At 62.6% G+C, this 22558-nt stretch carries 17 protein-coding genes and 2 tRNA genes; 6 read left to right on the top strand and 13 right to left on the bottom strand.

The genetic code is table 11. The features are described 5' to 3' along the window. The first annotated feature begins 21 nt into the window (after nucleotides 1–21). Nucleotides 22–1011, top strand: a complete 990-nt coding sequence (locus MMB49_RS01335; RefSeq protein WP_047271986.1) for an FKBP-type peptidyl-prolyl cis-trans isomerase — start codon at nucleotides 22–24, stop codon at nucleotides 1009–1011. A gap of 251 nt (nucleotides 1012–1262) precedes the next feature. Here the strand turns inward: MMB49_RS01335 and rplA are convergent, their stop codons facing one another. The 3 genes from rplA to MMB49_RS01320 form a co-directional block, all read right to left on the bottom strand. Then, the gene (gene rplA / locus MMB49_RS01330) at nucleotides 1263–1955 is read right to left on the bottom strand and encodes a 50S ribosomal protein L1 (protein ID WP_003811658.1); all 693 of its coding nucleotides are present in this window, start codon (nucleotides 1953–1955) and stop codon (nucleotides 1263–1265) included. Nucleotides 1956–1969: 14 nt separating this feature from the next. After that, nucleotides 1970–2401, bottom strand: a complete 432-nt coding sequence (gene rplK / locus MMB49_RS01325) for a 50S ribosomal protein L11 (RefSeq protein ID WP_003811655.1) — start codon at nucleotides 2399–2401, stop codon at nucleotides 1970–1972. Nucleotides 2402–2725: 324 nt separating this feature from the next. Next, nucleotides 2726–3649: a hypothetical protein gene (locus MMB49_RS01320; RefSeq protein WP_047271441.1), complete on the bottom strand. Its 924-nt coding sequence runs from the start codon at nucleotides 3647–3649 to the stop codon at nucleotides 2726–2728. Between the two features lie 199 nt (nucleotides 3650–3848). On the opposite strand from MMB49_RS01320, the gene MMB49_RS01315 reads away from it, so the two are divergent. Together MMB49_RS01315 and MMB49_RS01310 are read left to right on the top strand one after the other, a co-directional pair. Beyond that, nucleotides 3849–4559: a TetR/AcrR family transcriptional regulator gene (locus MMB49_RS01315; protein ID WP_014759783.1), complete on the top strand. Its 711-nt coding sequence runs from the start codon at nucleotides 3849–3851 to the stop codon at nucleotides 4557–4559. Between the two features lie 222 nt (nucleotides 4560–4781). Then, the gene (locus tag MMB49_RS01310; protein ID WP_047271439.1) at nucleotides 4782–6131 is read left to right on the top strand and encodes an MFS transporter; all 1350 of its coding nucleotides are present in this window, start codon (nucleotides 4782–4784) and stop codon (nucleotides 6129–6131) included. 96 nt (nucleotides 6132–6227) lie between these two features. Here the strand turns inward: MMB49_RS01310 and murA are convergent, their stop codons facing one another. The 7 genes from murA to leuC all read right to left on the bottom strand — a co-directional run bounded on the left by murA (nucleotide 6228) and on the right by leuC (nucleotide 17983). After that, complete coding sequence (murA, locus tag MMB49_RS01305; RefSeq protein ID WP_003811644.1) at nucleotides 6228–7553, bottom strand: UDP-N-acetylglucosamine 1-carboxyvinyltransferase; 1326 nt, start codon at nucleotides 7551–7553, stop codon at nucleotides 6228–6230. A gap of 278 nt (nucleotides 7554–7831) precedes the next feature. After that, complete coding sequence (locus MMB49_RS01300) at nucleotides 7832–8983, bottom strand: diguanylate cyclase (protein ID WP_047271437.1); 1152 nt, start codon at nucleotides 8981–8983, stop codon at nucleotides 7832–7834. A gap of 126 nt (nucleotides 8984–9109) precedes the next feature. Continuing rightward, nucleotides 9110–10216: a CPBP family intramembrane glutamic endopeptidase gene (locus MMB49_RS01295; RefSeq protein ID WP_041777614.1), complete on the bottom strand. Its 1107-nt coding sequence runs from the start codon at nucleotides 10214–10216 to the stop codon at nucleotides 9110–9112. 889 nt (nucleotides 10217–11105) lie between these two features. Continuing rightward, complete coding sequence (locus MMB49_RS01290; RefSeq protein ID WP_047271433.1) at nucleotides 11106–11486, bottom strand: hypothetical protein; 381 nt, start codon at nucleotides 11484–11486, stop codon at nucleotides 11106–11108. Between the two features lie 74 nt (nucleotides 11487–11560). Continuing rightward, the gene (locus tag MMB49_RS01285) at nucleotides 11561–15580 is read right to left on the bottom strand and encodes a DEAD/DEAH box helicase (RefSeq protein WP_047271431.1); all 4020 of its coding nucleotides are present in this window, start codon (nucleotides 15578–15580) and stop codon (nucleotides 11561–11563) included. A gap of 158 nt (nucleotides 15581–15738) precedes the next feature. Then, entirely contained in the window at nucleotides 15739–16431 is a 693-nt protein-coding gene (gene leuD, locus MMB49_RS01280; protein ID WP_003817545.1) for a 3-isopropylmalate dehydratase small subunit, read from the bottom strand. Between the two features lie 148 nt (nucleotides 16432–16579). Next, nucleotides 16580–17983 carry a 3-isopropylmalate dehydratase large subunit gene (leuC, locus tag MMB49_RS01275; protein WP_265067858.1) on the bottom strand — a complete coding sequence of 468 codons (1404 nt, stop codon included), beginning with the start codon at nucleotides 17981–17983 and terminating at the stop codon, nucleotides 16580–16582. 369 nt (nucleotides 17984–18352) lie between these two features. On the opposite strand from leuC, the gene MMB49_RS01270 reads away from it, so the two are divergent. Next, nucleotides 18353–19111 (top strand): IclR family transcriptional regulator, encoded by a 759-nt coding sequence (locus MMB49_RS01270; protein ID WP_192829039.1) that lies wholly within the window; start codon nucleotides 18353–18355, stop codon nucleotides 19109–19111. A gap of 145 nt (nucleotides 19112–19256) precedes the next feature. Here the strand turns inward: MMB49_RS01270 and MMB49_RS01265 are convergent, their stop codons facing one another. The 3 genes from MMB49_RS01265 to MMB49_RS01255 all read right to left on the bottom strand — a co-directional run bounded on the left by MMB49_RS01265 (nucleotide 19257) and on the right by MMB49_RS01255 (nucleotide 21016). Beyond that, complete coding sequence (locus MMB49_RS01265) at nucleotides 19257–20546, bottom strand: metallophosphoesterase family protein (RefSeq protein WP_047271429.1); 1290 nt, start codon at nucleotides 20544–20546, stop codon at nucleotides 19257–19259. Between the two features lie 282 nt (nucleotides 20547–20828). Further along, nucleotides 20829–20900, bottom strand: a tRNA-Gln gene (locus MMB49_RS01260). 43 nt (nucleotides 20901–20943) lie between these two features. Then, nucleotides 20944–21016: transfer RNA gene (locus MMB49_RS01255), tRNA-Glu, on the bottom strand. A gap of 464 nt (nucleotides 21017–21480) precedes the next feature. Here MMB49_RS01255 and MMB49_RS01250 point away from each other — a divergent pair. Together MMB49_RS01250 and MMB49_RS01245 are read left to right on the top strand one after the other, a co-directional pair. Next, complete coding sequence (locus MMB49_RS01250; protein ID WP_047271427.1) at nucleotides 21481–21876, top strand: AAA family ATPase; 396 nt, start codon at nucleotides 21481–21483, stop codon at nucleotides 21874–21876. After that, a complete protein-coding gene (locus MMB49_RS01245; protein ID WP_229940948.1) occupies nucleotides 21848–22546 on the top strand; it encodes a DUF4143 domain-containing protein in 699 nt (232 codons plus the stop codon). The genes MMB49_RS01250 and MMB49_RS01245 overlap by 29 nt, the downstream gene beginning before the upstream one ends. Nucleotides 22547–22558: the final 12 nt, after the last annotated feature.

Raw genomic sequence — 22558 nt, 5'->3', positions numbered from 1 at the left:
TTTTCCGCTAGTGTGGTGACCATGCGTAAGTTGACACAGACATCCACGTTCAAGCGCGTACTCGCGGCCGTGTGCACGGTCGGCCTGTGCGTCACACTCGCCGCGTGCGGCTCCGGCGATTCCGGCTCGTCGTCAAAGAAATCCGGCGACGACTCCTCGCAGTCCTCCGACTCCAGCGCATTGAAGAACATGAAGAAGATCGCCGGCATCACCGCCACGGGTACGCTGGGCGAGAAACCGAAGGTCTCCTTCAAGGCACCGAAGACCGTCGACAACAACAGCTATGCCGTGCTGCAGGAAGGCAACGGCGCCACCATCGCTGATGGCGACCGTCTGTGCTCGCAGGGCATCGCCATCAGCGTCAAGGACGGCACCGAGCTTGCGAGCAGCTGGGAGAAGAACACACCCGATTGCTCCCTGGTGCTGGAAAAGGGCACGGTGAGCGACGCCTACTATGAGCTGCTGAAGGGCCGCAAGCTCAACACGACGATCGCGTACGGCGTCAATGACTCCAACTCCAGCGGCACGTCGTACATCATGGCGCTGACCTACGTTTCCAAGTCGAAGGATCTCACCAAGGCCACAGGCGACGAGGTCACCGACATCCCGTCCGATCTGCCGAAGGTCACGCGAGCGAAGAACGGCAAGCCGTCCATCAACATGAACGGGTACAAGGGAAGCAGCAAGCTGGTCTCGCAGGCGCTGATCAAGGGCAAGGGCAAAGAGGTCACGAACAACAACACCGTCAAGGTGAAGTACACCGGATGGCTGTTGGACGGCACCCAGTTCGACTCGTCATGGGACAAGAACACCACGCTTGAGGCCGACACGTACAGCGGCGGCAACCATCAGGTGATTGAGGGCTGGCAGCAGGCCATGGTCGGCCAGACGGTCGGCTCGCAGGTGCTAATGGTGATTCCGCCGAACTTGGGTTACGGCGACACCGCCCAGGGCTCCATCCCCGCGAACTCCACGCTGATCTTCGTGGTCGATATTCTGGCCGCCTACTGACAGGCGACCGCGACAGTAGCTGAAAGCCGCCCGGCGCATGTGTGTGCCGGGCGGCTTTTGTATATGCGACGGCAAGCCACCCCCAGTCAGTCAAAGACTGACAGCCCCCGCCAGCGGCGGGCGGTTTACTTTGCCCCCGCTGGCTGTCAAGCGCAGCGAAACTGGGGAGTCTAGTAGGGAATCGAAATACGACAAAGGGGCTTCCCGCGCGTGCGGGAAGCCCCTATGAAGGTTGAGCCGATTGGCGTTGATCAGGCGAGAGCCACCGGATCGACCGGGACGCCGGGGTTCATCGTGGAGGTGATGGTCACCTTCGTGATGTAACGGCCCTTGACGGTGGCCGGCTTCAGACGCTTGACTTCGTCGGCAACGGCCTTGAAGTTCTCGTCCAGAGCGGTCTCGTCGAAGGAGAGCTTGCCGATGAGGAAGCTCAGGTTGCCGTTCTTGTCCACGCGGAACTCGATCTTGCCGCCCTTGATGTCCTTGACGGCCTTGGTGACGTCCATGGTCACGGTGCCGGTCTTCGGGTTCGGCATCAGGCCACGGGGGCCGAGCACGCGGCCCAGACGACCGACCTTGCCCATCATGTCCGGGGTGGCCACGACGGCGTCGAAGTCGAGGAAGCCGTTCTGAACCTTCTCGATCAGGTCGTCGTCACCGACGATGTCGGCGCCGGCCTCGACAGCCTCGGTGGCCTTCGGGCCACGGGCGAACACGGCGACCTTGGCGGTCTTACCAGTGCCGTGAGGCAGGTTGACGGTGCCACGGACCAGCTGGTCGGCCTTGCGCGGATCCACGCTCAGACGGTACACGGCTTCGACGGTCTGGTCGAAGTTGTAGGCCGGCATGGACTTGAGCAGAGCGATAGCCTCGTTGGCGGTGTAAAGGTTGTTGCGATCGACCTTCTCAGCCGCTTCGCGGTACTTCTTGGAACGCTTAACCATGTGTCCTTCTCCTCTCAGTCGATAACCGTGATGCCCATCGAGCGAGCGGTGCCCGCGATGATCTTCATGCCAGCCTCGACGTCGCGGGCGGACAGATCAGCCATCTTGATCTCGGCGATCTCGCGCAGCTGCGCCTTGGTGACGGAGCCGACCTTGTGGGTCAGCGGGTTTTCGGTGCCCTTCTGGATACCGGCGGCCTTGAGCAGCAGAGCCGCTGCAGGCGGGGTCTTCAGAATGAAGGTGAAGGAGCGATCCTCGTAAACGGTGATCTCAACAGGGATGACCTGACCCATCTTGTCCTGCGTCTGCGCATTGTACTGCTTGCAGAAGTCCATGATGTTCACGCCATGCGAACCCAGAGCCGGACCCAGCGGCGGGGCAGGATTGGCCTTGCCAGCCTGGATCTGGAGCTTGATCAGCGCCGAGACTTTCTTCTTGGGAGCCATTGTATGGTTCTTCTTTCTATGAAGCGGTGATGTCGGCACCCGCGGCGGTCGCCCGCAGCGGATTCCTCCCGCAACGTATATTGCTGTGCTGTGCTAGCGGATTCGCATACACGTATCCTCCAGACACAACTTTTCTATTATGCCTATGAGAGCGGACAATATCGCGGCATCGCGGGCGCGTGCGGCCGTTCATATTTCCCGGATTATCGGCAGGGTCATTGGGCTCGGATCCGTCGCATATGTGAAGAGCCGCTACGCATGTGCACAGCGGCTCATTGGTCACGCTTCACGCCGATCAGGCGCGGAACGCGGAAGACCTAGAAATCAGGCCTGCGGGGTCTGCCCCGGGTAGGAAGCGTCCGAATCGGGCTGCTGGTAAACCGGAGCGGCAGGCGCCGGCTGCTCATACGCAGTCGGGGCGACCGGTGCGGTCGGGGCCTGCGGTGCAGTGGGAGCCTGAGGAACGCCGGCATCGGACACAGGGGCGGCAGGTGCCGGGACCGGAGCACCGGGGAATGCCGTCGGCACATACTGCGGCTGGGCGGAAACACCCGGCACCGCGACCTTCGCGGCCTTCTTCTGATTGCCGAACGCAAGCACGGTGCCGACAATCAGGCCCAGCGCCGCGATGATGAGCAAGTATGCACCAATACCGAAAGCCACCGCATTCTTCGCGTAGCCGGACGCGAGACTTCCCAGACTGCCATAGTTGCTGCCGAACTTGTCCAAGCTACTGTTGATCTTGATCTTGGAATACACCATCTCAAAGATGCTGAGTACCAGCACCAAGGCGGAAATGATCATTGCGGGGAGGTGCTTCTTGAAGAACGTGAGCGCCGTGATGGCAAGAACCGCAACGAGGACAATCCATCCGTCCCCGCCTTGGAACAGGCTGGCGCTGTATCCAAACGCCGACACGAACGGCACGATGCAGGCGATGATCGCCAGCACGCCGGCCACGTAGGTGATGATGGAAATGAAGTCGAATGACTGGCCTCCGACGGTCACGTTCTTGCCACCCAGGTTCTGGGCGAAACCGGCGACGGAGTTCTGGATGTTCGCCGCGTAATCGGGGGTTGCCGGCGCCTGATAGGGTGCCCCTGCAGGCGGCACGGGCTGGGCAGGCGGCACGGGTGCGGTGTACTGCGGCTGCTGATAGGCCGCGTTTGCGTCCGAAGCCGGCTGAGCGGGCTGCGGGGCTCCATAAGAGTTGTTTCCAGTGGGGAAACCGGCATTGGGATCTGTCATATGTGCCTTCTTTCGTTCGGTCAAGCGCCAACGCCCAACATTGACCAACATAGCATATAACCGATATCTAATACGGTTTTGCCCATTTTGCGCGATGCCGCCACCCCGAAAAGGCCCTACAGACGGCCGCAATCATGACACGCAGTCATACATACCGACTGTCGGTATGTATACTGATGACATATCGAAAGGAGGAACCATGGCACGCAACCCGCACCCCGAGGTGACGGAACGCCGCATCCTCGCCGCCGCGAAAAAGCTGTTCGCCGAGAAAGGCTACGACAAGACCTCCATCCAGGACATCATCGATAAGCTGGGAGACCTGTCGAGAGGCGCGATCTACCACCACTTCAAGTCCAAAGAGGCCATCCTCGAACGACTGAACACCGACGACTGGCACGCCAGCCAGACCCTGTGCGACGAGATCGCGAAACGCGACGACATGAACGCGATGGAAAAGCTCCGCTCGCTGTTCGCCAACTCGCTGGGAGACGCCGCGCACCTGGCGCTCGTCAAGGCCACCGTGCCGTTCTTCGACGATCCCGCCACATTCACCGCAAACATGCGATTCTGGTCAACCGAGCTGCCGAAAAACTTCGAGCCATTGATCGAGGAAGGCCAGCTGGACGGCTCCATCCCCACCGAATACCCGCGCGAAGTGGCGCAGCTGCTGGCCCTGCTATGCAACTATTGGCTGATGCCATGCTTCTTCCCCGCCACGCGCACGCAGCTGCGGTATCGTCTGCAATGCCTCGCCACCATGCTCGACGCGCTGCACGCGCCGGTCTTCGACCAGCATCTCATCGATCTCGCCACGGACGGCATGATGGCCTTCGCCGGCGACGGCAGCGGCAGCGCCGCCGAGCAACAAGACGGAGGCGGCACCAGTCCGGTAAGCGACGCACACTAGACGACGCTGACTCCGGGGCAGGACGCGGCACGAATGTTTCGCCCCTGTTCCAGCACCGATTTACATACCGTCAGTCGGTATGAATGATTGCCGATGAACCACCAACTCCGGCGTCAAAATCGTCCGCCCCAATACATCGCCGTGCCCTCCATCAAACTCACGCCAAATCCACCAACGCAAAACACCGAGACCAACTCGCCACCAGCAGCAAAGGAACCCACCATGCCCACCACACCGGCACAACCCTCCGAAACACAGCTTCCCGCGGCACAGCACGAAACAGAGCAACCCAACACTTCCCCCGAACCGCAACCGCAGCCGCAGCCGCAAGCGCAGCCAAAGGCCGCGCATCCGCTGCGCTCCCGCAATTTCATCCTGCTCGTCGCCGGGCAAGGCATCTCGCTGTTCGGCAACATGATGCTGCGCTTCGCCATGTCGATGTGGGTGCTGGACGAGACCGGCTCAGCCACCGCATTCGCATCCATCCTCGCCATATCGTTCGTGCCGATGATCCTCGGCGCCCCGTTCGGCGGCGTGTTGGCCGACCGGATGAACCGCCGCACGCTCATGGTCATCCTCGACGCGGCGTCCGCCGTGACGGTCGCGCTCGCGCTCGTCTGGTTCTCCGCCGCCGGATTCAGCATCATCGCCGTGGGCGTAATGCAGGTGGCGCTATCGCTGCTCGGTATCTTCGAGACGCCGACCGTCGAATCCGCGCTGCCGCAGATGCTGCGCCAATACGGGGATGCGACGCTGAACACCAGCGCCGCGATAGTCAGTCAGGTGCAGCAGGTCAGCGCACTGATACCCAGCTTCCTCGGAGGCGCCGTGTACTCGCTCTTCGGCATCCGGCCGATGATGGCAGTCTCCGTGGCGGCATTCGCCGGCGCGGCGGCCATCGAATGCTTCATCCGGCTTGGTATGCCCGAACGCGACGAGGAGATGCCGACGCCACTCGACGACCTCAAGGCCGCTCTGCGGTTCCTGACCCGGGAAAAACCGAACCTGCTGAAAATGGTCCTGCTCGCCTCCGCGCTGAACTTCGTCGTACTCGGCTATGGCGCCGTCGGATACGCGTTCGTCATCCGCACGCAATGGGGGTTCGACGCGACCGTCTACGGCATTGCCGACGGACTGATCAGCGTCGCGGCCCTGATGGGCATGCTCATCGTGACGATGATGGCCGGACGGCTGAAAATTGGCCATATGACGAAGATCCTGACATTGCTCGGACTGACCGTCATCCCCCAAGGCGTGGCCTGCATGCTGTCTGGCGGCAACTGGACGCGGCTGATGGCGCTCGTGGCCTTCGCCTGCATCGGCGATGTCATCTGCTCATGCGCGAATATCATCGCCGTGCCCGCAATCCAAATGCGCACGCCCGATGCGATGCTCGGTAAAGTGATGGCGCTGCTGTCTGCGCTGGCCATGTGCATGCAGCCGCTCGGGCAGATGGCGTACGGCTGGGCGTTCGATCATCTCCCCGCCGCCGCGATATTCATCGCGTCAGGCGCAGTGCTCATCGCTATGGCGTTGCTGTCCGCGTCGCTGTTCGCGCACTTCGACGACTGACGACGGCGGGGCATCCTTTTCATCGACCATAATCAGTCACAGAGAAGGCCCCGATTCCTTCAGCGGAAATCGGGGCCCTACAGGCTCTCTGTACCGTTACTCGAAATCGGCACCGAGCGCGGCGAGCTTGCCGCGGAAATCCGCGTAGCCGCGGTCAATCAGCGAAATGCCATGCACATTGGACGGGCCGGACGCGGCAAGCGCCGCAATCAGATGGCTGAAACCGCCACGCAGATCCGGCACGTCGATATCGCGGCCGGTCAACGGGGTCGGTCCGAAAATCACAGCGGAATGCTTGTAGTTGCGCTGCTGGAAACGGCACGGCAGCGAGCCGAGGCACTCGCGATACAGCTGAATCGTCGCACCCATCTGCACAAGCGGCTTGGTGAAGCCGAATCGGTTCTCATACACGGTCTCGTGCACAATCGACAGGCCATTCGCCTGGGTGAGCGCCACGACCAGCGGCTGCTGCCAGTCGGTCATGAAACCGGGGTGCACATCCGTCTCGATGGCCACGGGCTTGAGGTCGCCGCCCGGATGCCAGAAACGGATGCCCCTGTCGGTCACCTCGAACTTGCCGCCGACCTTGCGGAACACGTTGAGGAACGTCATCATCTCCGGCTGCGTAGCACCCTTGACGAAAATGTCGCCGCGCGTGGCGAGCGCCGCCGACGCCCAGCTGGCGGCCTCGATGCGGTCGGTCAGCGACGTGTGCGTGAAGCCATTGAGCTCCTTGACGCCCTCGATGCGGAACGTGCGATCCACATCCACCGAAATGATCGCGCCCATCTTCTGCAGCACGGCCACCAGATCCATGATCTCGGGCTCGATTGCGGCACCCGACAGCTCGGTCTTGCCTTCGGCGAGCACGGCGGCCAGCAGCGTCTGCTCGGTCGCGCCCACGGACGGGTACGGCAGATGGATCTTCGCGCCGTGCAGGCCGTTCGGAGCGGTGATGTGAATGCCGTCCTTGTGCTCCTTGTCGACCGTGGCACCCAGCTTGCGCAGCGTTTCCAGATGGAAATCAATCGGACGGCCGCCGATCGCGCAACCTCCCAGCGCCGGGATGAACGCCTCGCCGAGACGATGCACCAGCGGGCCGGAGAACAGGATCGGAATGCGCGAAGAGCCGGACAGCGTGTCGACATCCGCCACATCGGCGAGCTGCACATGCGTCGCGTCGATGTTGACGATGCCGTTGGTGCCATCCACCTCCACATCCACGCCATGCAGGCGCAGCAGATCGGACACCACATGCACATCGCGAATCTCGGGCACGTTCTTCAGCACCGATTTGCCGGGGGCGAGCAGCGCCGCGACCATCGCCTTGCTCACGAAGTTCTTCGCGCCACGCACCTTGATCGTGCCGTTCAGCGGTTTGCCGCCGACCACATGCAGGACATCGTTCTCCGATTCCGCCATCCTCAACACTCCTATTCATTCGCCGGGCCACCCCGGACATCACATCCATTAGTTTGCCATACAGCATGTGGCGGGCACGTGAAATGCGCCGGAAGCCGATTACCATGTCGCAGCGAATGGTTCTCAATAAGAAACGTGCGAGTCCCGTCGTCGGCAAAACGAACATGATTGTATGCATATGGCCGATATTCCAACGAGTAAGCCGATGTTCGTTTTGTTCGCAAATGTGAGGAGTACTCGCACAAACGCTATTGAGAACGATTCGCTGATACAGCGGATCAGTCATCCGCCTTGATCTTGCGGGCCAGCTCGGCATCCCACATCGCGCCGGTAGCGCTCATCACCGCATCGGCGCCGGCCGCGCGGTACGCCCGGTAATCCTCTGGCGCCACGACACCGCCCACGCCGATGATCGCATAGTCAAGCCCCAGCCGCTCGCGAATCGCCGCAAGACGCGACACCATGTCAAGGCCTGCCCCGCGAATCGCGCTGCCGCACACACCGCTGCGGTCGCGCCCCTTGCCGGGCAGCGCCTGCCCGCCGTTCGCGTCGACGAGCCGGGCCGAAATCGTATTGATCGTGCTGAACGCCTGCACCGTGCCGCGGGCGGCGGTCTGACGCACCATGAGCTCCAGAGCGGCATCGTCAATCACGCGGCGATCCGGCCCCCAGCCACCCTCGACCTCGGTCGGCGGGATATACGCCAGCTTGACGATCAGAGGCCGGTCGCCGATTTCGCCCTTGACGGCCTCGGTGATGCGGCCGACCAGATGCGGGTCATGGCACAGCAGGCGATTATGACCCTCGTTCGGGCAGCTCGTGTTCATCTCCATGAGGTCGGCGCCGGTCTCGCACACCAATCGTGCGGTTGCGACATGATCCGCGATATAGTCGTCGCCGCTCATGCCCTCCACGCGCGATCCCTGGAAGCTCGGCAGCAGCACCTGCCCCGGGCCGGCCGCCGCGATGGCCCGGCGCATGTCCGGCTGCCACTCATCCGGGTCGCGGGACGGCACACCGAACGAATTCGAAATGGAAATCGGCAGGCGATAGTCCGCGTCCGCAAGCACGCCCTCATCAAGTTCGGCGCTGCCCGGCGTCAGTGAGCCGTCGGCACTGGTCGGGTGCACGGCCAACACGTTCGGGAACGGATTACACCCCCACGCGCGCGAGCGCACGGTCTTGTACGTGGCGATGTCGAACCCCATGCGGAACGCGGCCGTGGTGAACCGCTCGTTGAGCAGCGGCCCGGCCGGAATGCCGAACGGCAGGTCAACGGGGATGCCAAGGAACGACGACTTCGCCGGCGAAGCGGCCTCGCCGGCCGGCACATCACCGCGCAGCGCCGCGGCGAACTCGCCGAACGGGCCGCGCGCATAATTATCCTCATAACTTAAGTCAACGTTGTAAAACGGCTCGAAATCACTCATGGCTCTCCAGACACTCAACCGACGCCGGACCGCTGCCGGCGCCACAAACACGACGATATACCCACTGTAAAAACAGCGGCAGACCCGCAACGCCGGGAGCATTCGCCAGGCCGTCTGCCAGGCTGGTCAGACGCCCATCATCGCGGTGACGAACGACAGTATCGTGATCGCCACATTCACGATCACGAAAATTAGGAACGCAGGCGACGTCCACCCCCAATACGTTCCCGGCGCGCTGCGGTTCACCCGCCGATAGGCGCGCAATCCCCCGCCGTATTTCACCAGCACGACGATCAGGCCGATGATCGAAACACCCAAAAGTCCCAGCGTATACGCCGTGTCCCCCGCGTCGCCGAACAGGCCCGCCAGCCACGGCAGCACGCCTCCGAGCACGGCGTTGTTGAACACGTGCAGCACAATCGACCACACCAGCGAATACTCCATCGCCACGAACCCGAACAGCAAACCGCAGCCGAACGCGAACAGGCCCTGCACCACATCGTCATGGAACAGGCCGAACATCAGCGCGCTGGTCACGATGGCGAAATTCCGGCCGAGCGGCTTCAGACCGCGCATCAGCACGCCACGGAACACCAGCTCCTCGGCGACCGGCGCGGCAAGGCCGACATACAGCCACATCCAAATGTTGGTCGAGGCCTCGCTGATGTTGTCGGATGTGGGCGATTGCAACGTAGTGCCGAACATCGAGAAGCCGAGCTGGATCAGGACGATCGCCGTCTGGATCGCCATGACCAGGATGATGAACGTCAGCAGCCACGATGGTTTCATACGCGCATGGCCGGGCTCGCCGAGCCAGAAGTCGCGACGGAATATCATCCTGCGGCGCATCGGCAGTATGAAGCCCATGCCGCCGAGCACCGTGAGCAGCATGATCACGCCGGTCAGCTGCACGAGGGCGGCGCTGAGCGACTCGGCCGTCAGCGTTCCTCGCCCCGCGGCTCCGCTCAGGCCCAGTATGATGCCGATGACGAACGAGGCCAGTACGTTCACGCCCATGAACACGCCCTGGTAGGCGAATATCAGGCCCGCGTGGCGGGTGACGGTGCCTCGCAGCCAGCGGCGGCGGGCCTTGACCGGGTCGATCGGGACGGGCTGGGCGACAGGGATGGGCGGCGCGACGGGTCGTTGCGCCGAGGAATATGGAGGATACGGAGGGTATGGCGAGTACAGCTGTGACGGATATGGCGGATACGACTGGATCGGCTGGCGCATCCCCGGCTGACCTGTTCCTGACGGAATCGGAGGCATCGGACGTGGCTCAGAAGCCGGTGCCCATTGTCCCGCCACCGGCGGCTGCGAGTGGCCGACCGGCTGAGGCCGGTTCACGGATTGCGGCGGATTCACAGGCCGTGAATACGGCAAAGGCTGCGGCGTTTCGCCGGCCGTCCATTGCATCGGCTGCCCAACTTGCTGCGGGGCGTCACCGGCAGGCATCTGGAGTTTTTCGGGGTTTCCGTCTCCAGCAGCCGGCTGCCGCTGGCCTTCCGGTTCCATCTCATCATCAGGTTGCCCATGGGCCTGTTGCCGATCGTTCATGCTCATGGTTCAACAGTACGCCGTGTATCGCCCATCAACGTCAGTGTCGACATCTCATGTGGGCCTGATATGCCTGTGGGCGACATTTTCAAGCCTTGATTGGCGATATCTCGCTTTCAAGGGGTTGATTCGAGTCCCATGGGACATCTATCTGCGTTTCAGGGGGTTGGTAGCCAAGTATGAACGCCTCCAGAACGGCATGGTTCCAATGGCGATTGGCGCTCAATACTCCAGGTATCACGTTTCGGCACCCCCTCGAAACGTAGATAGATGTTTCGCGACCGTCGAATCAACCCCTCGAAATGCAGATAGCGTCGGATCGTAGACCTCGAATCACACTCACGATGTGGGACCACCCCCAGTCGCTTCGCGACAGCCCTTCGCCCTGCAGTCAAGGACGCCCGTCCTGCGGGCGCGACCCTATTCGCTCGCCGGCCGGCTCGCCTTCGCCTACGGACGGCACCACCGGCCGTAAGGCCGACTGGGGGGGGACACCGGCAAAACACCATGTCAACGCAAAAGGCCCTCCGAAGAGGGCCTTTTGCACATTGCGGTTATTCCGGAATCACTCGGAGTCGCGGGATTCCTCCGAACCGGCGTCAGAGTCATCCGCGGCCGGAGCGGCATCATCGAACTGCACGGTCTGCGTATCAGCCGTATCAGCACCATCGGCCACCAGTCCGCTCTCGTCGGCGCCCTCGTCCTCGCCCTGCACGTGTGCGCCCGTAGCGCTCTGACGCTTCCGGGCCACGGTGACGCCCACGCCAATCGCGGCCAGCACCACGACAAGCACCACGACGATGGCGATCGACGCACCCGTGTCGGACAGCCCCTCCTGCGGCACGGCAACAACATCAGCGGCATTGGCAGCGACACCGGTCGCGCCCATGGCAGCGGCCGTCGCCACCGCGGCGACCACGCTCATCAGCTTCTTACGCACGCTCATCACGTCCTTTCCTTTACGAACATCCAAGCACCGATGGTATCGCGACGAATTGACTGTTGCGTGGGGAAAAACCTTCAGCCCAGCAGGGCGAGCAGGTCGTCCTTGGTGAGCGCGGCCATCGACCGTCCGGTGGCGGAGGACGCGGAATCCACGAACCGTTGCGCGAGGTCTGTCTTGCTGCGCTGGAGGTTGAGGATGCGCTCCTCGATCGTGTCCTTCGCCACGATCTGATACACGTTGACGTCCTGTGTCTGGCCTATGCGGTGGGCGCGATCGGTGGCCTGATCCTGCGCGGCCGCGTTCCACCACGGATCGGCGTGCACAACCACGCATGCGCCGGTCAGGTTCAGGCCCGTGTTTCCCGCCTTGAGCGAGATCAGGAACACCGGCGTCGCGTCGGCGTTGAACCGGTCCACCAGCTCCAGACGGCGTTTCTTCGGCGTCGCTCCGGTGATCATGTCGTATTCCACGCCGTCGGCCCGCAGCCGTTGCGCGATCAGGTCGAGGTAGCTGGTGAACTGCGAGAAGATCAGCATCTTGCGGCCGGCATCACGGCAGGAGTCCACCAGTTCGATGATGGCGTCCAGTTTCGCGGAGCTTACGGTCTTGCGCGCCTTCGACTGTTTCACAGGCTGTTTCACGGACTGCTGTGGGCCTTTCGCGGCGGATTGCACCCCTGCGCTCAAGGCACTGGCATGCCCGTCGGCGTTCTCGTATATCAGCCGCGGGTCGCAGCATACTTGCCGCAGTCGGGTCAGCTGCGCCAGAATCTGGATTTTGCCGGTGTTGAAATCGGCCGGACGCTGCCTCAGGATGACCGAGCGCAGCTGCTGCTCCAGTGCCGCATACAGCTTGCGCTGCTCCCCCTGCAGCTGCACTGTGATGACGTTCTCGATCTTGTCGGGCAGATCCTTGAGCACCTGCGACTTAAGACGGCGCAGGATGAACGGCCCCACGAACGATTGCAGTTTCTTCTGTGCGGTCTCGTCGCCGCTCAGCACCGGCATCTCGAACCGTTCGCGGAAATGCGCGTACGAGCCGAGCATGCCGGGCATCAGGAAATCGAAGATGCTCCACAGCTCGCTCAGCCGATTCTCGATCGGAGTGCCGGTCAGGGCGAAACGATGCACTGCGGTGACGGAGCGCACGGCTTTCGACACCTTGGTAGCGGCGTTCTTGATGTACTGTGCCTCGTCGAGCGTCATGCAGTAGAACTCAAGTCCCGCATAGTCGTCGATGTCGCGACGCAGCAGGTCATACGAGGTGACGAGCACATCGGGAACGTCGTCGGACGCGGCCGCGGCCGATGCCGGCCTTGCGGATTCCCGCGTCGGAGACACACCGGTGTCCTGCTGTGCGGCGCGCACGCCGTCAAGCATCGCGCGACGTTCCGGTTTGGTGCCGGCAATGGCCTCCACGCGCAGCTCGGGAGTGTGCTTCGCCACCTCGGCCACCCAGTTGTACACCAGCGAGGCCGGGCAGACGATCAGATTCGGACGGCGCTCGGCCCGGGACTCCTTGTGCCGCGCAAGCAGCAGCGACAGCAGCTGCACGCTCTTGCCCAAACCCATCTCGTCGGCGAGGATACCCCCGAATCCCTTGTCACACACGGCATTGAGCCAGCGGAACCCCTCGGCCTGATACGGCCTCAGCACGGAGACCAGCGCAGCGGGAACGCGGTACGTGGACGGATCGATCACGCGCAGGCCGTCCAGGTATGCGGTGAAGCTTGCGTCCTTCGCGTCGTCGTCGACCTGATGGTCCAGATAGTACGCCTCATAGGCGGGCACCGTGATCGAGCCGGATTCCAGATCGGCGGCCCGCAGTCCCAGGTCATCCGCGATCTCGTCGACGTCGGACATATCCACGTTGCGCATGTCGACGAAGGAGCCGTTGCGCAGCCGGTGGAATCTGCGGCGCCGACGGTAGCTCGCCAGCAGGCCCGGCACGTCGTCCGGGTCGATTTCGTCGGCGATCGGCGATATCTCCACGAGCCCGGATTTCACCGAAAGGCCTATGGAGATCGTCGGGCGCGGCATGGCGGTCAGTCCGTCGAACGCGGGCGTCGCCATCACGTCGCCCAAACCGCGCAACACCGCCAATCCTTCGGTCAGCAGACGGTATATCGCCTCGTCGTCGGACTCGGGGATGGCGGCCACGGCACCGGACGGGCGCGGGAAATAGTGGAGCATCGCCTCGACTGCGAGTCGCTCCATCTCCTTGTCGCGCATGGACGCGTCGACGCCGACGCCGTTGAACACGTGGTAATGCTTGTCGCCATAATGAGCCTGCGCGTCGCACGTCACCCCGGCGCGGTCGCGGTCGAGGTAAAACGCGAGCCTGCAGGGCACGCGCATTTTCGCCAGCAGCTCGGGCGGCACGTCGATGATCAAGCCGCCGTGCGCCGGAACTCCGGTTTCACGCCCAGCTGGCGGCACGAGCCGGTCAAAGACCGATGACGCGGCGGAACCGTCCTCCGCGTTCGGACCGGCGGATGCGCCAATGGCGTCGACCGACCGCCCGGCCTCGTTCTCCTGGCGGGAGACCAGTTGCGGCAGTACCGTACGCACGAAACGATCCACATCACTTTCGCTCAGATACATCGCCTCGCGATCGTTTTCACCGCACAGCAGGCTCAGCAGTGCCCGTTTCTGCGCAAAATCGGCATCGCACCGGTATATCGTCGCACGATCGACGCTCAGCAGCGCCCGACCACCCGACCCCACGCCCGCGCCCGATTCGGCTTGGGAAAACGGCCGCGCGATCACGTAATGCGAGCGCTGTCCTTCAATGAATCGTTCCACGCGCTGCGCATGCCGTATCACGTAACCGGCCGCCGCCGTACTGCCGTTCGAGGCCTCGGGATCGTCGCCGCGTTCCACCGCAAGGCCGAGATCGGGATTGCCGTCCACGACTGATACGCGCATCGTCGGCGCGTAGAACCGTGCCGGAGCCGTGTATTCCACCGTGTCTTCGGTGCCGACGTACGTATCGAGCAGTTCGGCGACCTCACCGTCCGACAACGTCAGCGTCGCGTCATCCGACTGACGCCGGTAATAGTAGGAGTATGCGCTGTTGTCGTTGTTGATGACGGCGCGGATGTCCTGCGCGCGGGAGAGCACGTCGAGCAGGTTCCGCGAGCGCTCGTCAAAGGCGTCGCGCGAGTGCACGAACGCGAGCTTCTTGCCGTATGCGACGAACTCGCGGTTTTTCACGGATTGCAGCAGCGAGGCGATGTCCTTGACCACATAGGAGATGCCGCGCGACGGCACTTCGATGCGGAATTTCGCCACGCAGCTGTTCAGCGAGAAACTCAAGGAGAGCCGCAGCGACACGCTGGCGATGGGCATGAACCGCGCCGTCTGGGCTGCGCCGGCGACACCTCCGGAATCAGCCAGTCCGCCGATTTCCTTCAACAGGTCGAGCTGCCGGCTCTGCGATCTGCGGGTGCGCTCGTCGTCCTGCTGCCGCATGAACAGGTCAAGCGCGCGGGTCGTGCGCACGGCAGGTTGCCAGGGAACCAAGCCTGCGGCTCCGCGACCGATACCGTTCGTGGAGCCGTTACCATCGTCGGCCGCGGCGAAGTCATCCGGATGTTCGTTGTACGCCATGACCAGCGCGATGACATGCTTGCACACGCCCCGGAACCGGCCGTATGCGGGGCATGTGCACGATGACTGGCCGACCTTGCCCGCGTCGGTGTCGATCGCGGCGGAGACGCGGTAATCGTCCGCGTACCGGTCGGCGCCTTTGACCAGCGCTGTCAGGCGTACGTTGGCCCGCGCGCCCGTCAGCATGGTGCCCGAGGTACGTGGTGAATCCGGCACGTTGAACGATACGGCCATGTCGTGCATACGCCCGGATTTCAGCACGTCCTTCGCACGAAAATACACGGCGTTGCCGCCGAGCCGGCGCAGTTCGGCGTCGTCGACGGAGGGCGGCAGCGGCGTGGCACCGGCAGTGTCGTCTGCCATGTCGGCGTACGAGCCGCGAGCGCCGTACGTGACGCCGTCATCGTCGGCATCACCGTCGGAGAAGTCGCGGTACTGGCCGCCGCCGGAGCGGGAACCATACACGGACGCATGCCAATCCATCAATGCCCCTTCCGTTGCAGCGGGCGACAATCACGCCCGTGCATGCCATCATGACCGGCCAACATCCCGGTCGATATACGGATACGACATTAACAGGTTTCACTCCGCTCAACCAACACCGGCGCAAAGGCATCGCTGGCTGAGGCTGGCCAGATCGGTCAGATGATGCCGCGGTCGCTCAGCGGGCCCGCCCAGTCGCTCTCTTCGGGCTCGCGGGCGGACTGGATGGGTTCCTCGGCCCAATGCTTGGCGGGGATGGTCTTGGGCTTGAACGGGAACTTCTCGGCGCGCATCTTCTCGTAGGCGGCGATGTCGTCCTCATGCTGCAACGTCAGGTCGATGTCGTCGTAGCCGTTCATCAGGCGCCAGCGCACGTAATCGCCGACCTCGAACGGCAACGTCACGTCGCCGCAGGTGACGGTGCGCTGCTCAAGGTCGACGGTCATCTGACGACCGGGCTCCTCGTCCAGCAGCTTCCACAGGAGTTCGACGGACTCCTGCGGCATGATGGCCGCCAGCACGCCGTTCTTGGCGGTGTTGCCGTAGAAGATGTCGGCGAAGCTCGGCGCGATCACCACGCGGAAACCGTAATCGTGCAGCGCCCACACCGCGTGCTCGCGCGATGAGCCGATGCCGAATTCGGGGCCGGCCACGAGAATCTGCCCCTTGCCGGCATATTCCGGCTGGTTCAGCACGAAATTCGGGTCGCGGCGCCAGGCGTAGAACAGCGCGTCATCGAAACCGGACTTGGTCACGCGCTTCAGGAACACCGCGGGGATGATCTGGTCGGTGTCGACGTTGGAGCGGCGCAGCGGCACGCCCACGCCGGTCAATGTGGTGAGTTTTTCCATGGATATCAGGCTTTCAATTCTTGCCCCCGCTGGCGGGGGCTGTCGGCTTTGCTGACTGGGGGGGTGGCGCCAGTGCGCGACACTCCGCCCCACCCTCAGTCAGTCTTCGACTGACAGCTGCTGTCAGCGGGAGCCAATGTGCAGTATTTTACAGGTCGGCGGGCGACGAGATCGTGCCGCGAATGGCGGTCGCGGCGGCGACGGCGGGCGACGCGAGATGCGTGCGCGAGCCCTTGCCCTGGCGTCCTTCAAAGTTGCGGTTCGATGTGGAGATGGAGTGCTCGCCCGGCACCAGCTTGTCCGGGTTCATGCCCAGGCACATCGAGCAGCCGGCGTTGCGCCATTCGGCGCCGAAGTCCTCGAACACCTTGTCAAGTCCTTCCTTCTCCGCTTGCAGGCGCACGCGCGAGGACGCGGGCACGACGAGCACGCGGTGGATGTTCTCGGCCTTGTGGTGTCCCTTCATGATCGAGGCGGCCTGGCGCAGGTCGTCGATGCGGCCGTTGGTGCACGAGCCGATGAACACGGTGTCCACGGCGATGTCCTTGATCGGCATGCCGGGCTTGAGTCCCATGTAGGTCAGCGCCCGCTCGGCGGCGGCGCGCTTGGTGGCGTCGGCGATCTTGTCGGGCTCCGGCACGTTCGCGGTGATTGGCAGGCCCTGGCCGGGGTTGGTTCCCCACGTCACGAAGGGGCCGAGCTTGGTCGCGTCGATGTCCACGACCTTGTCGAACACGGCGTCGTCATCGGTCTTGAGCGTCTTCCAGTAGGCGACGGCCTGATCCCACAGCTCGCCTTCGGGCGCGTGCGGACGGCCCTTGAGGTATTCGAACGTGGTCTCGTCCGGCGCGATCATGCCGGCGCGGGCGCCCGCCTCGATGGACATGTTGCACACGGTCATGCGTTCGTCCATCGTGAGGTTGCGGATCGCCTCGCCGCGGTATTCGATGACGTAGCCCTGACCGCCGCCGGTGCCGATCTTCGCGATGATCGCCAGAATAATGTCCTTGGCGGTGGCGTCCGCCGGCAGCTTGCCGTTCACGTTGATCGCCATCGTCTTGAACGGCTTGAGGCTCAGCGTCTGCGTCGCCATCACGTGCTCGACCTCGGAGGTGCCGATGCCGAACGCGAGCGCGCCGAACGCGCCGTGCGTGGACGTGTGGGAGTCGCCGCACACGATGGTCATGCCCGGCTGGGTCAGGCCCAGAATCGGGGCGAACGCGTGGACGATGCCCTGATCGGCGTCGCCCAGCGGGTGCAGCCGCACGCCGAACTCCTTGCAGTTCTTTTCCAGCGTGCTCAGCTGCAGGGCGGATGTCTTGTCCGGGTTCGGGCGGTCGATGTCGACCGTCGGCGTGTTGTGATCCTCTGTGGCGATCAGCTGATCGACGTGACGCGGCTTGCGCCCGGCCAGGCGTAGACCCTCAAACGCCTGCGGGCTTGTTACTTCATGCATGAGCATCAGGTCGATGTACAGCAAATCGGGTGCGCCGTCGCTCCCCTGCCGCACCAGATGGTCGGCCCAAACTTTCTCGGCCAATGTGGTTCCCATTCGGGACCTCCTCAAATTTCCTCGCGCAAGGTATTGCCCTCACGCTTTTTATGTGGTAATAAGCGTATGGGCAAGGGCACGTCGAGAACTTCCCTAGGCCGATATATGAGATAAATACATGGCCATAAAACGGCGAAAACACGGCAATGCTTGAATTATTCTTGTTTTTGCGGTTCTTGTCGCAAATATCGCGACATTACCGGCCTGCTATTAACAGAAAAGCGCCCACGTTACTTTTGCATTTCATTATGTGAGATGGCATAATGCTTCATTATGACTTCTCTGACGCAACCACTGGCCACAAGCATGGCCGATGAACGACAGCGTGCCGACGACGAGATGCATGACGACGGCACCGTGACCAGCACCATGACAGCGGACGCCATCGAGTACACCATCAGCGGAGAGATCCATTCCGGCGTCGGTGTACTCGACAAAACCGTGAAGATTTTGGACGCGCTGGAATCCGGTCCCGCGACTCTCGGACAGCTGGTGTCGACCACCGGCCTGGCGCGACCGACCGCCCACCGTCTGGCGATCGCGTTGGAGCGCCACCGCTTCGTGCTGCGCGATCAGCACGGACGATTCGTGCTTGGCTCGCGTTTCGCCGAGCTTGCCGCCGCAGCGGGCGAGGATCGTCTGCTGACCGCGGCGGGGCCGATTCTGCAGACACTGCTTGACCGGACCGGCGAATCCGCGCAAATCTACCGCCGTCAGGGCGATCAGCGCGTGTGCATCGCCGCGGTGGAACGCGCCAGCGGCCTGCGCGATTCGATTCCCGTGGGCGCGATGCTGTCGATGGAGGCCGGGTCGGCCGCGCAGATTCTGCTCGCCTGGGAGGATTCCGAGCGGCTGCATCAGGGGCTGAGGCACGCCAAGTTCACCGCCGCGAAGCTCGCCGCCGTGCGCAAGCGCGGTTGGTCCGAATCGGTGAACGAGCGCGAAGAGGGCGTCTGCTCCATCTCCGCGCCGATCCGCAACGCCTCCGGTCAGGTCATCGCCGCGATTTCCATTTCCGGCCCGTCCGGCCGTATGGGCAACTCGCCCGGGCGCCGTTACGCCCCGCTGGTCATGGCCGCCGGCAAATACCTGACCGACGCCCTGCTCAAGGCCAGCTCCGTTCGCTGACAGCGCCGACGACGGACGGGTGCAGAGCCCAGCAGGCTGTCGAGCGCAGCGGATCAGTGGAGCGCCCCCGCTGGCGGGGGGGGCGCTCCTTGGCATCAGACAATGCCTGACGACTCAGCCCGTCAGCGGGGGCGTCCCTTTTTGCTCAGATCTTCTTCAATGCGGCGGCGACCCCGGCGAGCAGGCCGGGTTTCCTCAGCAGATTGACGCCATCGGCGGCGTTCGACTGCCCTTCGACCGCATAGGTGTACGCCTTGTTGGAGCTCGGTTTTCCGACCAGCTCGCCGAATGTCAGCAGCTGCGTCCGCGGGCTGTACGGGTGGCGGATGTCGAACTCGAACAGTCTTGCCGCACGATTCGCCGCGGCCGGTCCGTACGAGCCGAATCCGCAGGTCGGCGTCGCCACCAGCATCATCCCGTTGAGCGAGCCGACGAAACCATTGCGATGGTCATGGCCCACAACCACTCCTATATATCCGTCCGTGTCGCGCAGTGCGGCGAACTCGCCGCAATCCTCGTCAGGACAGCTCACGCCTTCGCCCAGATAGCCGCCCGGGAGCGTCCGGTCATCATCGAGCACGTAATACTGCGCATCGTACTTGCGATACCCCTGTATGGCGTTATCGGCGTTCGCCGGCATGGCCTTCAGCACGTCATAAAACTGCGGCAACGGCATATGCTGGAACACCAGGGAGCGGACGCCGAGCCACCGCGGCACATCGTGCACGAAACGCAGCGCGGCATCGCTCGGCCGGCCATAGCCGCCCTCCCGTGCGTAATCGCCGGAATTGAGCACCACCAGACCCAGCACGGCACGTTGGCGATCCTGATCCAGGACAGGCATTGCGAACGTGCCGGGCTCGCATGCGGCCACTGGCTGATCCGGCAAACCGGATGACGGCACCGAACGCACCAGGAAGCCGGGATTCGCGGCGGAATCGTCCATATTGCACGGCGGGTTGATGCACCCCGGGAACTCACGGTACAGCGCGTCCAGCTCGGCCGGGCTCAGCCCGCACTGCGCATCATGGTTGCCGTAGGTGACGGCGAATGGTATGCCGCGGTCGATCAGCGGCTGCAGGAACGCACTGATGCCGGCACGCACCTTGGCCCGCGTGCGCTCGATCTTGCCGCGCCGCGCCGGCTCCCACTGCCGCTTGCGGAACGTGTCGCGGTACGCGTCGTCGTATCCGGCGATCTGGTTGCCGGTGAATATGACGACGTCGGGGCGCGCGGCGTCCAGCGACGCCTCGATCAGCCGGATGGTGTCTTTGGAGACCTTCGGACCATCCTGTATGTCCGCCAGCTGCAACACGCGGAACTTGCCGGAACGGTGGAACTGGAGACGTCCCAGACGCGCCGAGATGGACACCGGGCGCTCGTCATCGGGGCCGCTAGCGGATGCCGGCGCTGCAATCTGGTTGAAATCCGTCATAACTCACAGCGTAGTACATACCACCTTGACCGTGCCTGACAGCACCATGGCGTGTCTTGAGCGGGCCGGGACACTGAATTACGGGTTGAAATCGCCGTTCTTGGCAATTCCCCGTGTGAAATCGCCGTTTTAAGGTTCAAAAACGGCGATTTCACACGGGGAATAGTAGATTTCGGCGATTTCAACCCGTATTTTGGACGGATCCGGCCTATAGGCCACGAATCCGCCGGCTGAATGCGCCGAGAAACAAAAAAGCCCTCGCTTCCGCGAGAGCTTCATTCGCTGGGATGCCTGGACTCGAACCAAGAATGGCTGAACCAGAATCAGCTGTGTTGCCAATTACACCACATCCCAATTTGGCTAGATGCTGTAACCGATTGGGATTATAGCACCTTCGTACCCCCAACCGGATTTGAACCGGTGTTGGCGCCGTGAGAGGGCGTAGTCCTAGACCGCTAGACGATGGGGGCTTAAGTTATCCGCTGTGCGGCGTGCCGCGCAACAGATAAAAACTATACGGCAATATCCAGCCCACCGCAACTCACGGCGTGTCGCGAGGATTTCCAACGGTTTTGGGACAGGCTCTTGACCACCGACGAAATCCGATAGACTCCAAAATATCCCAACCAATCTAGTCAACAAAAGCGTTATGCGGTAACATCGGACGAGACGGCACGATGCAGATACGTTAGGCTGCATCTCCACCGACCATCATCGAGGATGGCGAAACGGCTCACGTCAATCGTGCCGCGGGTCGCATGACATGGTCGAGATTCTCACGAATGCGCCATTACCGCACTACCATCGTCAATTGAGCCACAAAGACTGTCAAAAAACCTTATATTGCAACGATATAAGACATGCGCTGACGGATTATCACGAATCCTACTGATGAATTATCAGACACTGTATTGATGAAATTGCAAATGAGGCAATGATGCTACCAAGGACCATCGCGCAAGAGCTCACCCCGATGCTGTCATGGTTCCCGGTCGTCTCAGTGACAGGGCCACGTCAAAGCGGCAAATCCACGCTCATCAAAAACATGCTGCCCGATTACGAATACGTCAATCTTGAAGACGAAACCACCCGCATCAGCGCCATCGATGACCCGGTCGGGTTCATTCGATCACACGGCGCGAAACTCATCATCGACGAGGCGCAACATGCTCCGGGACTGTTCTCGCAGATCCAGGTCGCGGCCGACGAACGAGGCGGCATGGGGCAATACGTGCTGTCCGGCTCGCAAAACTTCCTCATGGAGAAGCGCATTGGGCCAATCTCTGGCGGGGCGCGTGGGCATGCTTCAACTGCCGCCCCTCTCGTATGAGGAGGCGATTCAGCCGGAACCCGACCTCACCGCGGACGAATTCATGTTCCGCGGCGGCTATCCTCACCTCTATGACGTGTCAACGCCGAACGACATCTATTTCCACGACAATGGCCTGCTCAACTATCTTCTCGGGATTCATTCTGCGGAAGAGCTGCTGAACGACCCCAAGCGCGGTGATGTGTTCGAGAATCTCATCATTTCGCAAACCGTGAAGCGATACCTCAACAAGAACAAAGACGGCGAGCTGTACTTCTACCGCGATACCAACCAGAGCGAAATCGACCTCGTAGACGCTACGCAGCGCCGTAGCCCCACCCTCATAGAGATCAAATCGAGAATGACTCCGCGACCAGATTTCTTCAGGCATCTCGCCACCGTCGGGGAAGAACTGGGCGTGCCGGTCGATCGCAGAATCGTCGTGTATCGAGGAACAGAGAACTTCACGGGTAAGAAACGGGAGGTATGTTACGGCGGAGCGTTATTTGGGGCGGTAAATCAGCGGAGGAGTTCTGCCCGCCTGATCGGCGGAGACTCCCCCAGTCGCTTCGTGACACCCCTGCGGGGGCAGTATTGTCTACTCGTATGTCGGCTCGCCTTCGATTACGAACGACACCTCCGTTCGCTTCACGGCTCAGCCCGCCAGCGGAGGCGCAAACTCCGCAGATAGCAGACGGCGGGC

The sequence above is a fragment of the Bifidobacterium sp. SKU genome (genome assembly GCF_026016405.1).
GTDB classification, from domain to species: Bacteria; Actinomycetota; Actinomycetes; order Actinomycetales; family Bifidobacteriaceae; genus Bifidobacterium; species Bifidobacterium bifidum.
The sequence above is the reverse complement of the archived record's forward strand: the minus strand, read 5'-3'. Positions and strand labels throughout refer to the sequence as shown.